The 18,364-nt window shown below is 63.4% G+C and carries 19 protein-coding genes; 13 read left to right on the plus strand and 6 right to left on the minus strand.

Annotation, left to right across the window (positions count from 1 at the left end):
* Positions 1–132 precede the first annotated feature (132 nt).
* Complete coding sequence (locus NMAG_RS14195; RefSeq protein ID WP_004214832.1) at positions 133–1,083, plus strand: isoaspartyl peptidase/L-asparaginase; 951 nt, start codon at positions 133–135, stop codon at positions 1,081–1,083.
* Positions 1,084–1,154: 71 nt separating this feature from the next.
* Positions 1,155–2,054 carry a type II methionyl aminopeptidase gene (map, locus tag NMAG_RS14200; RefSeq protein ID WP_004214831.1) on the plus strand — a complete coding sequence of 300 codons (900 nt, stop codon included), beginning with the start codon at positions 1,155–1,157 and terminating at the stop codon, positions 2,052–2,054.
* A 148-nt stretch (positions 2,055–2,202) separates the two neighbouring features.
* On the opposite strand, the gene NMAG_RS14205 is transcribed toward map, so the two are convergent.
* Positions 2,203–2,403 (minus strand): DUF7835 family putative zinc beta-ribbon protein, encoded by a 201-nt coding sequence (locus NMAG_RS14205; protein ID WP_004214830.1) that lies wholly within the window; start codon positions 2,401–2,403, stop codon positions 2,203–2,205.
* A gap of 298 nt (positions 2,404–2,701) precedes the next feature.
* On the opposite strand from NMAG_RS14205, the gene NMAG_RS14210 reads away from it, so the two are divergent.
* Together NMAG_RS14210 and NMAG_RS14215 are read left to right on the plus strand one after the other, a co-directional pair.
* Positions 2,702–3,241, plus strand: coding sequence for an HIT family protein (locus tag NMAG_RS14210; protein ID WP_004214829.1), 540 nt, complete (start codon positions 2,702–2,704; stop codon positions 3,239–3,241).
* Between the two features lie 89 nt (positions 3,242–3,330).
* On the plus strand, positions 3,331–3,741 hold the full coding sequence (locus NMAG_RS14215) for a cupin domain-containing protein (RefSeq protein WP_004214828.1): 411 nt from the start codon (positions 3,331–3,333) through the stop codon (positions 3,739–3,741).
* A 63-nt stretch (positions 3,742–3,804) separates the two neighbouring features.
* Here the strand turns inward: NMAG_RS14215 and NMAG_RS14220 are convergent, their stop codons facing one another.
* Positions 3,805–4,041: a glutaredoxin family protein gene (locus tag NMAG_RS14220; protein ID WP_004214827.1), complete on the minus strand. Its 237-nt coding sequence runs from the start codon at positions 4,039–4,041 to the stop codon at positions 3,805–3,807.
* A gap of 121 nt (positions 4,042–4,162) precedes the next feature.
* On the opposite strand from NMAG_RS14220, the gene NMAG_RS14225 reads away from it, so the two are divergent.
* The 3 genes from NMAG_RS14225 to NMAG_RS14235 all read left to right on the plus strand — a co-directional run bounded on the left by NMAG_RS14225 (position 4,163) and on the right by NMAG_RS14235 (position 5,488).
* A complete protein-coding gene (locus tag NMAG_RS14225) occupies positions 4,163–4,645 on the plus strand; it encodes a redoxin domain-containing protein (protein WP_004214826.1) in 483 nt (160 codons plus the stop codon).
* Positions 4,646–4,750: 105 nt separating this feature from the next.
* A complete protein-coding gene (locus tag NMAG_RS14230) occupies positions 4,751–5,158 on the plus strand; it encodes a hypothetical protein (protein WP_004214825.1) in 408 nt (135 codons plus the stop codon).
* Positions 5,159–5,215: 57 nt separating this feature from the next.
* The gene (locus tag NMAG_RS14235) at positions 5,216–5,488 is read left to right on the plus strand and encodes an AN1-type zinc finger domain-containing protein (RefSeq protein WP_012996755.1); all 273 of its coding nucleotides are present in this window, start codon (positions 5,216–5,218) and stop codon (positions 5,486–5,488) included.
* Positions 5,489–6,093: 605 nt separating this feature from the next.
* Here the strand turns inward: NMAG_RS14235 and NMAG_RS14245 are convergent.
* A complete protein-coding gene (locus NMAG_RS14245; protein ID WP_004214823.1) occupies positions 6,094–7,347 on the minus strand; it encodes a tRNA (N(6)-L-threonylcarbamoyladenosine(37)-C(2))-methylthiotransferase in 1,254 nt (417 codons plus the stop codon).
* Between the two features lie 138 nt (positions 7,348–7,485).
* Between NMAG_RS14245 and NMAG_RS14250 the strand changes: the two genes are divergently transcribed.
* Genes NMAG_RS14250 through NMAG_RS14270 form a run of 5 tightly spaced genes read left to right on the plus strand, consistent with a single transcriptional unit; the run spans position 7,486 to position 14,231 of the window.
* Positions 7,486–8,670 (plus strand): M48 family metallopeptidase, encoded by a 1,185-nt coding sequence (locus NMAG_RS14250; protein WP_004214822.1) that lies wholly within the window; start codon positions 7,486–7,488, stop codon positions 8,668–8,670.
* Positions 8,667–10,415, plus strand: a complete 1,749-nt coding sequence (locus tag NMAG_RS14255) for a DUF4129 domain-containing protein (protein ID WP_004214821.1) — start codon at positions 8,667–8,669, stop codon at positions 10,413–10,415. The genes NMAG_RS14250 and NMAG_RS14255 overlap by 4 nt, the downstream gene beginning before the upstream one ends.
* The gene (locus tag NMAG_RS14260) at positions 10,412–11,137 is read left to right on the plus strand and encodes a DUF7269 family protein (RefSeq protein ID WP_004214820.1); all 726 of its coding nucleotides are present in this window, start codon (positions 10,412–10,414) and stop codon (positions 11,135–11,137) included. The genes NMAG_RS14255 and NMAG_RS14260 overlap by 4 nt, the downstream gene beginning before the upstream one ends.
* A gap of 53 nt (positions 11,138–11,190) precedes the next feature.
* Positions 11,191–12,831 carry a DUF58 domain-containing protein gene (locus tag NMAG_RS14265; RefSeq protein ID WP_004214818.1) on the plus strand — a complete coding sequence of 547 codons (1,641 nt, stop codon included), beginning with the start codon at positions 11,191–11,193 and terminating at the stop codon, positions 12,829–12,831.
* The gene (locus tag NMAG_RS14270) at positions 12,828–14,231 is read left to right on the plus strand and encodes a hypothetical protein (protein WP_004214817.1); all 1,404 of its coding nucleotides are present in this window, start codon (positions 12,828–12,830) and stop codon (positions 14,229–14,231) included. The genes NMAG_RS14265 and NMAG_RS14270 overlap by 4 nt, the downstream gene beginning before the upstream one ends.
* On the opposite strand, the gene NMAG_RS14275 is transcribed toward NMAG_RS14270, so the two are convergent.
* Positions 14,217–15,224, minus strand: coding sequence for an AAA family ATPase (locus NMAG_RS14275; protein WP_004214815.1), 1,008 nt, complete (start codon positions 15,222–15,224; stop codon positions 14,217–14,219). The genes NMAG_RS14270 and NMAG_RS14275 overlap by 15 nt on opposite strands.
* Positions 15,225–15,288: 64 nt before the next feature.
* Positions 15,289–16,308 (minus strand): AI-2E family transporter, encoded by a 1,020-nt coding sequence (locus tag NMAG_RS14280; protein ID WP_004214814.1) that lies wholly within the window; start codon positions 16,306–16,308, stop codon positions 15,289–15,291.
* Positions 16,309–16,473: 165 nt separating this feature from the next.
* On the opposite strand from NMAG_RS14280, the gene NMAG_RS14285 reads away from it, so the two are divergent.
* A complete protein-coding gene (locus NMAG_RS14285) occupies positions 16,474–17,442 on the plus strand; it encodes a DUF5518 domain-containing protein (RefSeq protein ID WP_004214813.1) in 969 nt (322 codons plus the stop codon).
* Between the two features lie 23 nt (positions 17,443–17,465).
* On the opposite strand, the gene NMAG_RS14290 is transcribed toward NMAG_RS14285, so the two are convergent.
* The gene (locus tag NMAG_RS14290; RefSeq protein WP_004214812.1) at positions 17,466–18,362 is read right to left on the minus strand and encodes an amphi-Trp domain-containing protein; all 897 of its coding nucleotides are present in this window, start codon (positions 18,360–18,362) and stop codon (positions 17,466–17,468) included.
* Between the last annotated feature and the right edge of the window lie 2 nt (positions 18,363–18,364).

Below are 18,364 nucleotides of genomic sequence, written 5' to 3' on the forward strand. Positions count from 1 at the left end.
ATCGGCCGTAAGTGTGTGGGTTTCGGCCGGTCTGTTCCCCGATTCGGGCCCGTCGCGAACCGTCACCGTGCCTGCCGTGCCTGGATCGCTGGAACCCAAAGGCCGTTATAATACGTCTGTGAAAGCCCGCCCATGCACGTACTCGTTCACGGCGGAGCCGGTAGCGATCCCGACGAACCAGTGCCGCGACAGGCCGTCCTCGACGAGGCAGCCGAAACCGGCGCAGCGACGAGCGACCCGGTCGACGCCGTCGAGGCAGCGATTCACGTTCTCGAGTCCTCGCCGCGGTTCAACGCAGGTGTCGGCAGCGCCGTCCAGAGCGACGGCAACATCCGCACGGATGCAGGTATCATGACCGACGACCGCGCAGTCGGCGCAGCCTGCTCGATGCCGAGCGTCGAACACGCCGTCAGCGTCGCCCGCGTCGTCATGGAGGAAACCCCCCACGGATTCGTCTCCGGCGAGCACGCCGTCTCACTCGCCGAGGCGTTCGACGTCGAAACCGGCGTCGACCTCTGGTCCGAACGCACGCGCGAAAAGTGGGCCGAGACCGAAGCAGATCGACCGACCGACGGCGTGGCGAGCGAACTCGAGTGGATCCAGAACCAGTACGGACAGACGGATCCGGGTGGGCGTGACGAAGCTAGCGGCAGGGAGACAGACACCACGGAACAGACGGAGACCGGTTCGCGAGACGGCGATCTGGACCACGACACGGTCGGTGCGGTGGCGTTCGACGGCGAGCACCTCGCGGCGGCGACCTCGACGGGCGGGCGCTGGCTCGCGCTCGCGGGCCGCGTCGGCGACGTACCGCAGGTCGGCTCCGGCTTCTACTGCTCGCCCGCTGCTGCGGTCAGCGCAACCGGTGCCGGCGAGGACATCGCCCGCGTCACGCTCTCCCGGCGGGTCGCGCGACACGTCGAGCGCGGACTCGACGCCGACGCGGCAGCCGAACTCGCGATCGACGAGTTCGCCGAACTCACCGGATCGACGGCCGGCGTGATCGCAGTGGACTCGAGTGGGACGCTCGGATCGGCGTTCAACAGTTCGATGATGCAGACGGCGCGGGCGACGAAGCGCTGAAAAGCGGTTTCGATACGTCTGCGACGACGCGAGGCGGAACCTCTTTTTGATGACCGGTCCAACCCGAAGGCATGGCCGAATCCGAGGACGTGGATCTTCAGTCCGAGAAGTACGAAAAGCACCGTGAAGCGGGCGAAATCCTCGCCCAGGTGCGCGAAGAGACAGCCGACCGCGTCGAGGTCGGCGCGAGCCATCTCGAGGTTGCCGAATACGCCGAGGACCGCATCCGCGAACTTGGCGGGAAGCCGGCGTTCCCGGTCAACATCTCGATCGACGAGGAGGCAGCCCACGCGACCCCCTCGATCGACGACGACTCGACGTTCGGTGAGGAAATGATCAACCTGGACATCGGTGTCCACGTCGACGGCTGGCTCGCCGACACCGCGATCACCGTCGACCTCTCGGGCAACCCGGAACTCGCCGAGGCGTCAGAGCAGGCGCTCGAGGCCGCCCTCGAGGTCGTCGAACCCGGCGTCGAGACGGGCGAGATCGGTGCGGAGATCGAGGACGTGATCAACGGCTACGGCTACAACCCGGTCGTCAATCTGACGGGCCACGGACTGGATCACTGGGAACAGCACACCAGTCCGAACATCCCGAATCGAGCGGTTTCACAGGGTGCAACGCTCGAAGTCGGCGACGTGGTCGCCATCGAGCCGTTCGCCACCGACGGCGGTGGGAAGGTCACCGAGGGCGCAAGCGAGGAAATTTTCGCACTCGAACGCGAAGGGACTGTCCGAAACCGACAGGCCCGCGAGGCACTCGAGCAGATCACTGAGGAGTTCCGAACGTTGCCGTTTGCGACTCGCTGGCTCGACACCGACCGCGCAGAGATGGCGCTGCGCAGACTCAAGCGCAACAACATCGTCCACGGCTACCCGGTGCTTCAGGAGGACGAGGGTCACCTCGTCAGTCAGAAGGAACACACGCTGATCGTCACCGAAGATGGGTGTGAAGTGACGACCAGGTAGTCACACAGGGCCGGCCGCTGTGCTTGCCGGATCGTGTTGTGTGTCGAATTGGGAGGACACAAAGCGGTCGACGAATCCTCGAAGAGGAGACAGACCACGGACGGGGATGCGATTCTGCAGCGATCGAATCGGGAACGAGGTCAGTCGCTCAGGCGTTGTTCATCCGCTGACTCGTGCGGTTGCCACAGCGCTGGCACTCGCTGACGCGATACGGTTCACGGGAGAACTGTGCGTTCTCCTTCTTGATGCTCTCCGTTCGAATCTGCACCGACACTTCGTGAAGCGTATTCAGGTCGCAATCGTCGCAGTACTCTGTAAGTCCGTTTATAGAGTCGTCCGTCGTTGCCATTGGCGAAAGAGTTGCGACAGTGAACTCATAAATGCGCGTCTCATTTCGAGTTCTGAGTCATAGGTTCTGACATGTGTGTCGACGGGCGCATCATGGAGAAGAAACGGTATAGAGCGTCCAGCAACCCTCGTTCTCACTTCGAGCCACCAGTTACCAAGACAACAGTCAACAACCACCCATAAAACAGTTGGGTATTTCCATTGGCGTCCGGATAGACTGCCGAACTCCGAGTGCCATGCCCCAGCCACGACGCTCACGAGACACAACCAGTATACGGTTGCCACGACTCACACATCCCATGGAACAGGTGTTTGCACCCTGGCGAATCGAATGGGTCAAACGGGACAAGGAAAACCCCGACATCGACGGCTGTGTCTTCTGCGAATTTCCGGCACAGGACGATGACCGAGAGAACCGCATCGTCGCCCGCAGCGAGCACGCGTTCGTCCTCCTGAACAACTATCCGTACAATCCGGGTCACGTAATGGTGATCCCGCGCCGCCACACCGGTGACTACACCGCGCTCACCGACGAAGAACTGCTCGATCACGCTCGGCTGAAACAGCGAACGTTCGATGCACTCGAGTCCGCCCTGCAGCCGGATGGCTTCAACGCAGGCCTCAACCTCGGGGACGGGGCCGGTGGCTCGATCAGCGATCACCTCCATACGCACGTCGTCCCGCGCTGGCAGGGTGATACAAACTTCATGCCGGTGATCAGCGACACGGCGGTGATCATCGAGGCGCTTGCAGAAACCTACGCGCATCTCCACGACGCCTTTGCCGCACAGGATGGGGCAACCGTCACCGACGAGTCGCGAGCAGTCAGCTTTGAGTGAGCGCGTGAGGACCAAGACGCCACTGTAACAGGCCTGACACCCCAGTTGGCCGTACGTTTTTGCACTCGTGTCCCGTGTCCACAGACAGTATGGAGTACGACGTAGTTCACACCGACGACGTCCCACTGACGGATCTCTCGGAGACCGACGAGGTACCACCGGATCTCCAGATCAGGGCCATCGACGACTTTCTGCCGACTGACCATCTCCAGCTCAAGCTCTGGTACTTCGAGCCCGGCGAGGAGATTCAGTATCACGCTCACGCGGAGCAAGAAGAGCTGTACTACGTGCTCGAGGGCGAGTTTTCACTGAAACTCGGGCGCTCCGGCGCGGAAGAGTACGTCGAGGCCGGACCGGGTACGTTCTGGGTTGCCAAGCCCGAAGTCGGCCACGGGCATCGGAACGTCGGCGACGAAGAAGGCGTCGTGCTTGCGATCGGTGCACCAGCGGTCGATGATCCAGGCCTGGATCCACACGAACTTGACGACGCTGACGACTGATCGGCCTCACGGGAGTCGGTTGTTGGCAGTGTCCACACCCGAGTTCGTTGCCGTGTGCGCCACTCAGGCGTACGTCGACTCGAGATACTCGAGTATCCGTTCGGACTCGGCCATCGTCACGCCGTACTCGTCGTCGACGACGACCGGTACCTGACGCTGGCCGGAGACACGCTTGACTTCGTTTCGCTTCGAGTGCAGCCCTTCGACCCAGACGCTCTCGAACGCTACGTCGAGTTCCTCGAGTTCGTCGACGATAATCTCACAGAACGGACAGCCCTCGAGCCGGTAGAGCGTAACCATACGCCCGCGTTCGTGGCGCTGTCGTAAAAGCGTAGGTGGCGGTGTCGACCGTCCCCCGCCAGTTGTGGGCGGCGGTCTGGAGCGACCGGAGCTTTTTGTCACCTGCAGCCAACGACCAGCTATGGCACCGACCGAGGGAGACGTGATACCAGACGTCGAGGCGCCGCTGTGTGACGGCGAAACGTTCCGGTCGACCGCACTCTCCGACGCGCTCGGACCGCGCGGCGGCGTGCTCGTCTGCACCGGCTTCGCGTTCAGCGCCATCGCACAGAACTGGTGGACGCGCCTCGTCGCTGCCGGCTGGGCGGAGTTCGACGACGTGTCCGTCCTCGGCGTCAGCCGCGACGGCCCCTACGCCCAGAACGAGTTTCTCCGCTGGCTCGGCTCTCCCGACCTCCAGTTCGTCGCCGATGTCGACGGCGTCGTGAGCGATGTACTCGAGTTACGCACGTCCAGAGACGGGATGGCAAACGTGTCGACGCCGTGGAGGGCGGCGTTCGTGCTCGATTCGGATCGCCGGGTACAGTACGCGTTCGTAGCAGACGACTGGATTTCGCCGTTGCCGCGAGACGAAATTGAGGCGGCAATCGACTCGCTGTCGTGAGAAACTCGAGTGGGTGGAACGCAGAGAGTGTGGCAGCGCCCCGGAGACAGCGAACCTACTGGCGGACCAACATATATTTCTACCTGGCAGCGGCACCCGGAACTAATGGCCCCGCCATCCTCACCACCGTCCCCACCCTCCTCCGGGTCGTGGCCGACCGACGACTCGAACGACAGGTCGCGTTCACCGTCGCGGTCGAACGACGGCATACCACTCGGACTGTGGATTATCGTCGGCATCGGCTTCCTCGGCGTTTTGCTCGGCCTATTCGCCTCGCTCGCACTCATTGGCGAAGGGGCAGGCACCATCGGCGTGCTGCTTCTCGCATTGACTACACTCGAGGTCGTCGTACTCATTGGACTCCTCGGATTGCGATCCTGGGCGCTCGTACTCGCGCTCGTGGTCTACAGTTTCGGGGCGCTGTTCGATCTGTTGACGGGCGAACTGTTGGGGTTCGTCGTCAGCGTCGTCATCATCGGCTACCTGCTCTCGATTTCGGGGCGATTCGAGTGACCACCTGCCGTCGTTGGAGGTAGCGTTATGCCTGAACGAACGAAATAACAACGTAGGATGGCCAACTGTCACGTGTGCCACGAGCAGCTCTCCCTGCCGAACGCCTGCAATTACTGTGGAGAGTATTACTGCAGCGCCCACCGGTTGCCCGAGAACCATCAGTGTCCACACCTCGATCAGGTACAGACACTCGGTCCGGAATTTCGGCGCGGCGCAGCGGTCATCGACGGCGACACTGACGACAGCGATAGTAATCTCTCACGCGTAGTGATCGGCGCAGGCGTGGTGTTCATCGCGATAATGCTCGTCGCGATGGTGCTCCTTCTCTGAGACGGTTTCCTGTCAGTCATTTCCGGCACAACCGCCGCACTGGTCGGGGTTGTAGTGGCCGACGGCCGGAACCACTGTAGCTGGACTCGCTTGAGCGATCACGATCCCTATTGTTCACCCCGAGTGTAACTAACTACTACTCTCACAATCGATGTTTATGCGGGGCTCACCTCATTGTCAACCAGATACGCATCAATCGACCGGAACAGCAACTGCAGCCAGAACCAAAGCCCAATCACCCAGATAGGTATACCAGTACCAACCATGGATTCAGCGAAAATAGCACCATTAAGACAGAGAATAAATAGAATCGTGGATCTCAGAAACAGCCAATTTGCGATATCTGATGATAATTGGGTCGAATCTGGTTCAAATACGTCCATGAAATGTATGTGAACATATTAGTTAAAAATTAACTACATTTTCCACTTTATATAGACAAGGCTCTCCAGGGTGGCAAATTGGATTACTTCCATCATATCCCTGAGGACTTACTTTGACGTGGTTGATCCACAATCCAGGGAGTAAACCATCTCTTCCACCTGCTGCGACATAGTATCGATGACGCGCACAAACGAACTGGAGTCCAGTCGGACACTCAAGTATTAGACTGGCGTTCCGAACGCGTACATCGTCTCGTGGGCCGTCACTTCGAGGTCGACGAAATCGCCCGGCTCGAGTCCGTACTCACTCGCGTTCTGCACGATAATCTGCCGGTAGGCGGCGTCCCGACACTTCACAGAGTCGGCAGTCCCCTGCTCGACGACCAGCACGTCTTCACGTGTCTCGCCGACCATCTCAGCGTAGGCCTCGCCGACGAGTTCGCGCTTCGCCGCGCTCATCTCCTTCGAGCGGTCCTTCTTGACCTGGCCGCCGAGACCCTTCATTTCCGCCGCATCGGTGCCCGGCCGCTTCGAGAACCGCGTGACGTTGATCTTCTCCGGGCGCGTCTCGCGCAGCAGCGCCATCGACTGCTCGTGATCGTGGTCCGTCTCCGTCGGGAAGCCCACGATGAAGTCCGTCGACAGCGTCCAGTACTCGAGTACATCGTCGAACGTTTCGATGACCTCGAGATACTCGCTTACCTGGTGCTGGCGGCGCATGTCGCCGAGGACGTCGTCGCTGCCGGACTGGACAGGGGCGTGCAGGAAGTCGTAGAGTTCGTCGTTGGCGGCGAAGACGTCTGCCAGCTCCTCACGGATGCCGTGGACGCCCTTGGGGTTGGCCATGCCGACGCGGACGCGAAAGTCCCCCTCGATGGCACAGATTTCCTCGAGCAGGCGGTGGAGCTTTCGTTCGCCCTCGTCCCAGCCGTAGACGCCGGTGTCCTGGCCGGTAATGCGGATTTCCTTCGCGCCGGCGTGGATGAGCGCGCGGGCCTTTTCGACGTTTTCCTCGATTGAAGGGGAGTCGATCTTGCCGGTCGCCTTCTTCGTGATACAGTACGAACAGTCGGACATACAGCCCCGGGCGATGGGGAGGATGCCGACGACGCCGTCCAGAATCGGCTCGGCGTCGGGAGTCGTCGTCGGACACTCACCGTTGGTGACGGCCTCGGGGACCTCGTCCCAGTGCAGCACCTGCCCGTCGACGTCGGCCTGGGCGAACTCCTCGCCCTGCGCGAGGGCCATACAGCCGGTGATGAAGAGGTCTGCCGTCTCCGTGGAGAGCTCCTCAGCCCGGCGGAGCATGTTGCGCTCGGTCTTCTCGACGACGGTACAGGTGTTCAGAATGGCGACATCGGCCTCGTCCGGTCCGTCGACCCGGTAGTGGCCGGCATCACGGAGCCGTCGCTCGATCTCGCGACTCTCTCCGCGATTGGACGTACAGCCGTACGTTTCGATGTGATACCGGGCCATCGTCGTACACCGGTATCGGATCCGGGCGGCCAAAAGCCCGACGGATCACGGCCGCGGTGCACGCTGGCTCCAGCGAGTAGATGACCGTCACACAACATTTTTGGTAATTCACTGAGAACCTACAGAAAACTCCCCTCCATGCGTCTTCGCCTCCGGATCGCTGCCGTCCTTGGCGTCTTCGTCGCGGTAAACGCCCTCTTCGTCCTCGCAGTCGTGTGGGCCTACGGCGTCTTGCTCCCGGCGATCGTCGGCGGCACGTTCGTCCTCCTCTCCGACGGCCGGCTTGCCCTCCGACTAGCCCAATTTCCGGTCTCGTGGCCGACCGCCCTCCTCCTCGTCGGTCTCTTCCTCGCCGGGCAGCTCTACTACGGCTACCGGAGAGTGCTCGCACACACTGGCCAGCGCGCCGGCGAGCACGAAGCTAGAACAGACACCACCGACGACACGGACGACCACAACGTCGACCGCATCGTCCGGCGACTGTCGATGACCGCTGATATCCCGGAACCCACGATCCGCGTCGTCGACGACGACACTCCCAGTTGCTACACTATCGGCCGATTCACCGACGCAACCATCGTCGTCACGACAGGACTTATCGACCGCCTCGATGCAGCCGAACTCGAGTCCGTTCTCGCACACGAAATCGGCCACATCGCAAACCGGGACGTGACCCTGATGACGGTCACGACGCTCTTTCTGGAGATTACGGACCGGGTCTACCACAGTTCGATGCTCGCGCGGCGGGCGGTGTTGAATCCCGGCAGCCTCTCAGAGCAAGACCGGGCGGCGCTAACGTGGTTCCTGCCGCTCGTCGCGCTCACGTCGGTGTTCGTCGCGCCGATCCTCTGGCTGTTCCCGCGGGTGGCCGACTGGGCAACACGGACGCTCTCACAGACGCGTGAGTTCGCCGCCGACGCTGCGGCGGCTGAGATTACTGGCAACCCGCTCGCGCTCGCGACCGCACTGATCGACCTCACCGACGCATCGGAGACGCCCGCGACGGACCTCCGGACAACCAAAATTCGTGCGCTGTGTATCGTCCCCTCGGAACTCGTGAACGGCCGCGAGGCGTCCGCACTGCCGGCGGTGTCGCCGCCAGCGGCCGACGAAGACCGAGACCGCGAACAGCGAGTCCGGGCGTGGCTCGACGGAACCACGCCAGCAACGGGCGATGAGACACCGGCTGAAACACAAACACAAACACAAACACAAACACAAACGCATCCCGCAGTCGACGAACGTGTCGAACGACTCGCCGCGCTCGCGGCTGGCGAGGAACGAACTCGAGTACGAGTACGAACGCAGGTGGGACGGACGTGAGCGACGCGCGACGCATCCTGTTCGTCGCGGGGTGTCTCGTCTGCCTGCTCGCGGTCGCTAGCGCGTTACCGGCGGCCGATCCGCGACTCGATGCGCCGGGGAGCGAGGAGAATGTGACGACTGGAAGCTGGGACACACTCGTAGATCCCTTTGATCCGATGGCTGCGGTGACCAATACCTCGGTAACGGGCGGAGAGGGGTCCTCGGACACGGACACGGACACGGACTCGGACAGCACAGAAACCGACGAGCCGACCCGTGCAATCGAACTCGAGGGCGATCCTGAACCGGGGAGCGAGCGGACGGTAACGGTCGAGGACACGGGTGCGTTCACGGAGCGGACGCTCACTGTCAACGGTGAGCACGCTGGCGAGACGGACCACTTCGGGGAGGCCACGATCACCGTCCCCTACGCCGAGGAGATGACGATCGACGTCACCGAAACGGATCAATCAAGAACGTTCGATATCGACACAGCGGCCGCCATCGAGCACGAACCCGGTGCGGCACCGACCCGGGACCTCGAAATCGCGACGGCCGTCGGCTCGACGCCGGTCGCAAACGGAACAGTGTATATCGAGGACGAACGGGTCGGGACGACCGCCGAAAACGGCACGGCGACCGTTCCATTGCCGGAGAGTGCGGAGCCAACGACGGTTCGCGTCGAACGCGGCCCCGTAACCGGTACAGAAACGATCGACGTGGCGGAGCCAACGGTCGAGTTCGCCTCGCCGCTGTTGCTCCCCGGCATGCCGGCTCCGGTGCACGTCTCTGCTGACGGTGCTGGGGTCCCTAATGCGAGCGTGTCGGTCGCCTCGGACGGTTCTGGGACGACTGGTTCGGATGGGACGACCTACGTCCGCCTTCCGTTCGACGACGAGGCGACGGTGACCACCACGCTTGGTTCGGAGACCGCAACGGCGACGGTAGACGACCTCTATCTTCGGCTGACCGCTATCGTCGTGATCGTTCCCGGATTCGTTCTCGGGGGAGTCCTGACGTATATACGGTACATCCCGTCCAGGCAGGAGCGGCGTCAACAGCGTCTCTCTGGCTTCTTCGTCGGACTTGCTGGCGCGTTTTCCAACCTCGGAAGCGTGGTCGGCGGATTTGCTCACTCCCTTCGACACGCATCACGCCCCAGATTTGAGTGGGCACTACTGCGTCCGCGTCTCGGGATTTCGCTCTCCACACTCTCACGTCTCGTCCCATCGCTCCCGTCGACCCCGCCGATTGGCAGCACGCTCTCGTCGCTCTGGACGCTCCGCTGGGGCAACTCGTCCGATCGCGACCGGCGCTTTCGCTCGATTCTCAGACGCAACGATGAGGAGACGGCCGAAGACACGACCGCCGACACCGATCGCACCGTCGCCAGTGAATCGGGCGCTTCCCACCTCGGTGAGAAGCTACTCGAGCCCCGATCACCCCAGGCAGAGGTTCGTGCCATCTGGCACGCCGTCCTCGACCGACTCGGCGTTCGCAACCGCGAGACACGGACACCCGGCGAGGTTGCCCGCGACGCCCTCGACGAGGGGTATCCCGCCGTGAGCATGCGCCGACTCGTCACAATTTTCCGGGAACTCGAGTACGGCGACCGCGAGCCGTCTGCAGACCAGGTGCTGCATGCGCGCGCTGCGGCGGCGAACCTGGTCGAATACGAGCCCGACGAGTCGGAGGAGACGGGTGCTGTGACACAGACAGGTGGCGAAGACAGGGACGAGGATCGTATGGAGGGTGGCGAATGAGCCGATTCCACTCGATACAGCGGCTGCGAGAGCGAACGGACAGAGCCGACGCAGAAGTGGTGGCGGTGGCGATCGTCGGGCTGGGCAGTCTGCTCACCGTTTCGGTGATCGCGCTTGGCGGCTATCTGCCGACAGCCGGCTCGTGGGGCGTCTCGATACTGTACCCGCTTGCACTCCTGTTCCCGGTGTTCGGACTCGCCATACTCGGAGTCACGTTCTGGTGGGTGTTGAACACGCGATACACCACACCGGAGCCGATTCACCGCGGTGGGGCCCCCGAGGAGGGAGAGCTTGGAAGACTCGAACCCGTCGGCCGCAGTACGGCCCACTCCCTCGAGATCGCCGCACACGCCCAGTACCGGTGTAGCGCGTCCAGTTCGGCCCACGAGATACGGTCTCGACTCATCGAGAGCGCTGTTCGCGTCGTCCGGACGAGACGCGGACTCGACCGCGAGACGGCCCGCGAACAGGTCGACGACGGGACGTGGACCGACGACCCGGTCGCCGCAGCGTTCCTCTCAGCTGATCGGCCACAACCCCTCGGCGAGCAACTCCGGAACGCGCTGGACCCCGGTGTGGCCTACTACCGGCGCGTTGATCGGACGATTTCAGCGATCGAGAACGTTGACACCGACAGTGGCGCTACGGCGAGCGACCGTGGCGGGTCGGCGACGGCGATTACGACGGACGAGGAACTCGAGTCCGGTGAGGTGAGTCGATGAGTGAGCGTGTACGTGTACGTGAACGTGAACATGAACACGAACATGAACAACGAATGAAACGCGGACGTGGGCATAGAGACGGATCGGGACGCGAACAGCACGGAGACTACGGAAACCACGGAGCACACGAAAAACACGAACGTCGCCATCGAGTCGACCGGGGCGAGTGGGCGCTGTTCGCCTCGCTCGCACTCGCAGGCGTTGGGTTGCTCATGGGGAGTCAGGTGCTCGTCGCGGCGGCGACGGTGCCGCTGTGCTACGTTGCGGCGGCGGTGTTTCGCACGCGGCAGGAGCCGTCCGTTCGGATTCGACGGGAGTTCCAGACGGACGGCGGTGTCGGTCGCTCAGGCGGGAGCGAGTGTGCAGATGGAGATAAGAATGGGGATACTACTACCGTCACTACCGCTACCACTACCACTACCGCTACCACTACCGCCTCTCCCACCACTACAGCCGCCACAGCTGCCACGGGTTCCACAGCCGCCACAGCCGCCACAGCCGCCACAGATTCCACAGCCGCCACGGATTCCACAGCCACCACAGACACCACCGTCACCGGCAACCCCGGGGAAACCGTCACCGTCCACACCACCGTCGAAAACACCGGTCACACAGCACTCGTCGACCTTCGACTCGTCGACGGCGTCCCCGACGCCCTCCCGGTCGTCTCTGGAACCCCGCGCCACGCAACCACACTCGAGCCCGGTGGCACGACAACACTCGAGTACGACGTCGAACTGCGCCGGGGCGACCACGAGTTCGGGACGGCAGCGCTGCGGGCGCGTGATCTGACGGGAACGGTCACGGAAACGCGGACGGAGCCGGTCGGCGGGGCCACGCGCCTGCGCTGCTGGCCGTCCGTCGAGGACGTCCCGCTGACGAGCGGCAGCGACGAGTACGCAGGCGAGGTGCCGACAGACGAGAGCGGCAGTGGCCTCGAGTTCCACTCGGTGCGAGAGTACGCCGCGGGCGACCCGGCGCGGTCGATCGACTGGCGTCGGTACGGTCGAACGCGAGAGTTAGCGACGGTCGAGTACCGGGCGGAGCGCTCGACGCGTATCGTCTGCGTCGTCGACGCGCGGACGAGTCAGCGGCGGGCGTCAGTAGCTACCGAACTGGCTGGCGTCGAACTGTCTGCGAGTGCGGCCGAGCGGGCCAGTGAGTCGCTGCTCGATGCGGGGTATCCGACCGGCGTTGCGACGCTGTACGTTCGCACGGTCGCCGCGCTTTCGCCGGGGACCGACTCGAGTACCCGGAAGCGACTGACCGAACAGCTACAGCGTGTTCGTGATCGCGACGCGAACGAGTCCGCCGACCTGCAGCGCCTGGTCGGGTCGCCGGTCAAGACTCTTCCGCGGCTGTTGCCCGACGAGGCGCAGGTGTTCCTGTTCTCCTCGTTCGTCGACGACGAGCCACTGGCGCTGGTCAAACGGCTGCGACAACTCGGCTATCAGGTTCGGGTCGTGAGCCCTGACGTGCTCGGCGACACTGCGGGTGAATCCGCCAGCTCGGAACCGAGACAACGCGATGCAACCCAGACGAGACACGACACTGGTGCGCGACTCGAGGCGCTCGACCGCGAAGCCAGACTCGCCCAGGCACGGGCGGCGGGGGCTCGAGTCGTCGACTGGGACCTTGCGCGACCGATCGGACTCGTGCTGCAAGAGGCACTCGGAGGGGAACAGCACCGATGAGTGAGTTCACACGACTCCCGAAACCGACCGCGTGGGCGATCACTATCACGGCTGCCATCGCGACCCTCGCGCTCGCCACTGTCGATCCCGTAATCGCCGTCGCCGTCGTCTGTGGCCTGCTTCTCAGCGGTATACTCACCCGGTTCGACCGATCACATCGGCACATCGCGCTCGCAGCGACGCTGCTCCCTGCGTTCGTGCTGGTGACTACCGTCGTCGTCATCCAGCCAGCCACACGAGCCGTCGTCGCCCTCGCCGGGCTCGGACTCCTCCTCGGCACAGGCGTCGGCGGCACGCTCTATGGCTCCCCGTCGTCCACCGCGCGTGACCGCGCTGCGGTCGCCATGGTGCTCGCCGCAGTGCTCACCGCCATCGCCGCGATCATCACCTTCGCCGTCGACGCAGTCGGCCACTGGCGGCTTGCACTCGAGTCCCTGCGCTGGCTGGGTGGCGACGGCCTGACGGGGCTGTTCATCGCCCTAGTCGTGGCGGCACTTGCGGGAGTCGCCGCCCTGGTCGCGCTTCCCGATGCGATGATCACGACTGCACGACGGCGGGATGCAGCAAAGACGAGGCGGTATACGCTCGCGCAGTTGTTCGGCGTCCTTCTGGTCGCCACACTTGTAAGTCTCGCAGCAGTGACCGTCGTCGGCTGGTATCTACCGACGGTCGGCTGGCTGATCGGAACGCTCGTCGCCAGCGACCTCGTTCGCGGGTTCCTGGCTCTGCTCACACTCGGAGGCGGGGGACTCGCAGCGTTCGGACTCGTCGTCCGTCGCTTCTGGAACCAGCCGAGTGAGTCACCCGAGACGAACGGAATTGTTCCGATAACCGTCGGCACGGCGGTCGGAACGCTACTTTCGTTCGTGTTTGTGAGTGCCCTCGGCGCACGGGCAGGGGAACTCGAGTCGGTTGGGATCCTGTTCGGTGTCGTGACGGTCGTGTTGGTACTCGCAAGCGTCGTCACCTGGCACGCAGGCGCAATGGGGGGAAGTACGCTCCCGAGATCGCCGTACGTGGTCGTCGTCGCACTCGCTGCAGCAGGTGTCGGTCTCGGCTTACTCGCCGAGAGCGAAGCGAGTGGGACGGGTGTGGGGGCAGGGGCGGTTGGGGCCGGGGTACCGACGTTCGTCGTAATCGCTGCGGCGCTGCTGTGTTACGACCTTGGCCGGTACGGACGGCGTCTCACGCGAGAGATCGGGACCGCCGGTGCCGCACCGATGCCGCAACTGGTTCGCGTTGGCTGGAGTGGTGTCGTTGCGACCGTGGGCGTCGTCGTCGCAACCGGAGGATTCTGGCTTGCAACGGTGTTCCAGCCGACGCTGTCCGTGCCGGCGACGGTGGGTGTCGTCGCCGGATTCGGAGTGTTGGTAGCTGGAGCGCGGTTACTGTTGCGCTGAGGGCGTTTCTGGTTCTGCCCCTGTCTCCGCATCCATCGCCGGCACGTCGACAGTATCGAGGACGCTGTCGATAACCGCGCGACGGCTCAACCCCTGAATGCTCGCCTCCGGATCGAGCACGAGGCGGTGAGCCAGGGCGGGAGCGGCGATGCGCTTGACGTCGTCGGGGACGACGTACTCGCGGCCGGCGAGTACGGCGCGGGCACGACTCACTTCGAAGAGTCGCTGGACGCCACGCGGCGAGACACCAACGTCGACGCGGCCGTCAGTTCGTGTCGCGCGACAGAGGTCACCGATGTAGTCCCGGAGTGGCCCCTCGACGGTGACGGTTTCGGGAACCTGCTGGAGCGAACGGACTGCCTCGCGGTCGACGACTGGCCCGACGGTTGGATCCGGTCGGTCGCGGTCGGCACGGCGATCAATCAGTTCCCGCGTCCCGTCGGCGTCGGGGTAGCCAAGCGAGGTCTTGATCATGAACCGGTCGCGCTGGGCCTCCGGCAGTTCGAAGGTCCCCTCCTGCTCGACCGGGTTTTGGGTCGCAATGACGATGAACGGGTCCGGCAACTCGTGCGTCTCGCCGTCGACCGTCACCTGTCCCTCCTCCATCGCCTCGAGCAGCGCCGACTGCGTCTTCGGCGGCGCACGATTGATTTCGTCGGCGAGGACCACGTTCGCGAACACCGGTCCCGGCGTGAAGTGGAAGTCGGCAGTCTCCTCCTCGAAGACGTAGGAGCCGGTAACGTCTGCGGGCATGAGATCAGGCGTGAACTGAATCCGGGAGAACTCGAGTCCGAGTGCGGTAGCGAACGAACGGGCGGTAAGCGTCTTTCCGGTGCCAGGGACGTCCTCTAAGAGCACGTGGCCACGGGCGAGGACGCCAGCGACGATGTCCTCGAGGACGGCGCGGTCGGCGACGACGGCGGAGAGGATTTCGTCGACGACGGTGGTAGCCGTCGTCGCGGCGTCGGGGACTGACTGCGTCATACCGAGCATCGGTGTCCCCGGAAACTTATAACTCCCGACACGTCTGCTGGAACGCGAGTGGACACGCCCAACGTCACAGCATGCCGTACTCTTCCGCCAGCCGGTCGTACTCTTCGTCGAGGACTTCGATGACGGTGATCAGCGCGCCAACGACGACCGGCCCGAAAAACAGTCCCATAATTCCGAAGGCGTAGATCCCCCCGAGGACGCCGAGAATGATGACCGCGGGGCTAATCTCGGCGTAGCGATCGACGACGACCGGTCGGAGATAGTCGTCTGAAACACCGACGACGATCGCGCTGTAGACCGCTAACCCGGCTGCGAGCAGCGGCTCGCCGATCACGACGAGGTAGATCGAGGCAGGAATCCACACGAGCGGCGCGCCGATTAGCGGCACCAGCGAGAGAATCACCATGATAAACGTCCAGAACGCGGCGTTTGGAATCCCAACGGCGAACAACGCGAGTCCCGCAATCACTCCCTCGATGATGGCGATCAGGACGTGGCCGACGAGGACCGCCCACATAACGTCGCTCAGTTCGCCATAGAGGTCGTCCTGCACGTCCATCGGCAACGGAGTGACCTCGCGAATCCACTCGAGTAGGTTGTCGCCGTTCTTGAGGAGATAGTAGAGCAAGAACAGGGCCAGCCCGAACCCGATCAGAGCGTGTGTGAGCGCGCTGAACCAGGCGGTCGCCTGCTCGAGGACGAAGGTGCCGACCTCCTGTGCGGAATCAGCAGCCGTCTCTATCAGGTCCACCTCCATCCCGGTCTGATCTTCGATGGTGGACTCGAGTTCGCTCACTTGCAGTGTCTCCGCGTCGAGTGACTCCAGAAGGTTTGCCGCGTCGTCTGCGACGACAGCGACGATGAGAAGAAATGGGATGATGAAGCCGATGATTGCAAGGAGGACGAGTGACAGCGCAGCGAGCATGGGTGAGACGTACGATTCGAGCCGTTGCTGCAGCGGAAACAGGAGGAATGCGAGGAGAACGGCAAGCAGGACGTACTGCAGGAACGGGACGACGAGCTGCCAGGAAAGATACGCGAAGATGAGCACGAGCGTCAGGAGATAGCCCTTGCTGATGTTCACGGGCAAACAAACCACGAGTGACAAAATAAAACCGGACCCGGCATCGGTCAGAATACGCCGATTCACGGCTCACAACTCACGGCTCACGACTCACAACGCCACCGTCAGACCACAGTCAACAGCGACATCTACAAGGCGCTCGCTTCAGTACCTGACACCTGTCCAATGCGTACCGCCCCCCACCAGCGCGTACTCGAGCGGCTCACAGACGAGCAGTTGCGAGTGGCGACGCTCGTTGGGCTGCTCACGATTCCGTTTCTTGTCGGTCTCTCCTGGCAAACGGTGGGCGATCCGACCACAGCCGTCGGCGGGTCGATTTCGGGAGCGCCGATCCTCCTGTCTGGATTCATCGTCGGCTATTACTACAGTGACCGACCGACCCCAACTCGTCGGGCGAGCGTTCGAACCGGACTCGTGAGTTCGATCGGGGTACTGATCGTTTACCTCGGGACGACGTACACGGCAGTGCTCACGGAGCCAGTCGAGATTGCTATCGTCGCATCGGTACTGACGCCGATTGCAGGAATTCTTGGTGTCGGGATTACGGTCGTGCTGACGGCAGTTGCGGCGGTCCCTGGCGAGTGGTTCGCGAACGGGGGTGCAACGGGTCAGAAGGCAGAGCAGTCGGGTGCTGACGTGACAGCAGCGGCGATGACAGGCTCCGACCACGCCGGCCAAACCGGCCACACCGCCCACACCGGCCACACCGACCACACCGCCCACCGGTCGCGCTGGTGGCTGTTCGTCGCCGCCTACGGCGTGATCGTGCCACCAGCCCTCGTCTACGCACTCGTCGTGAACCCCGAAGCCGGACCAGGGGTTGCCGTCGCCGTGCTCTCGATGTTCGCCATGGTGTTTGGCTCGGTGGGAACGATGCTCGCACTCGCGAAAGATATCGGAACGCTCGGAACGGCAAGAACCGCCAGATGGGCCAACTGGCGGCTGCACGTCCTTGGTGCGGTCGGGCCAGCCGCACTCGTGTACGCCGCTGCAAGTTACCAGGGTGTCTCGTACCCGCCCGGCTACGCCATCTACACGTTCATCGGGTCGGTCTGGCTCGTTGCCGTCGCCTATCTGGTCTACCGGCACCGGCACACCGGGACGAGACCGAAATCGGGCTCTCCGACTGGATAACGGTTCCCGTTGTGCCGTCTCGCTCAGCCGTCAGTCTCGACGAGCGTCGCAGTCGGAACCGCCCGTCGGACTCCGCGAACGGCACGCTCGGCGTTCGCCCGAGAGGTGTATCCCTCGCCACTGTCGGCGATTATATTGCCGTTCCAGTGAACCAGTCGCCAGCGCCACTCGTCCGCGCGGTCCTGGTAGACCTCGAAGCGACTCGTTCGGCCGGTGTCGGTCGCTGGCGATGGATCGACCGTGTCGTCCGCCTCACCGTCGTTATCGGACGATGAAGTTGTTCCGCCCGGCGAGAGGACTACCGGTTCTGGTTCTGATTCTGCGTCCTGTTCCGACTCTTGCTCTCGCCCCTGCCCGTGTTCCGACTCCTCGCCCTCTCTTTCGCCGCTACCGGTCTCTCCGAGCGCCTCGCTATCTTCACCGCCTTCACCGCCTTCACCACCCTCACTATCCCCGCCGCCCGATCCCGCCACCTCGTCCTCACCAGCCACTCTCTCCTCGATCCGCACACTCACCTCGTCGGCTGGCTCCTCCCACTCGAGTTCGATCTCGAATTCGGCGGTGGCAACACGGAGGTCGTCGGTGTCGGTTGCGGTGTCTTCGTCGTCGTCGCCGTCGTCGCCGTCGTCGTCGGCATCCGCAGCCGATTCGTACTCGTCGTACTCGCGTTCGACTTCGAGTTCGAGGTCGACGCGTGAGGGGATTGTCACGGAGACGGTCTGGTCGTCGTCGAGGAGGTGAATCGGGCGTCCGTGGTCGATTGCGACGGCGAGGTCGTGAAACAGGTCGACGAGCGCATCACGGTCTGCGGTCTGTTCGCGTTCGATGTCGATCTCGGCCGATACGGGGTCGACGTCGGCGTCGGTGTCGGTGTCGGTGTCGGTGTTGGAGTCATGATCGCGTGTCTCGTCGGTGTCCATAT

This window comes from Natrialba magadii ATCC 43099 (assembly GCF_000025625.1).
GTDB lineage: Archaea > Halobacteriota > Halobacteria > Halobacteriales > Natrialbaceae > Natrialba > Natrialba magadii.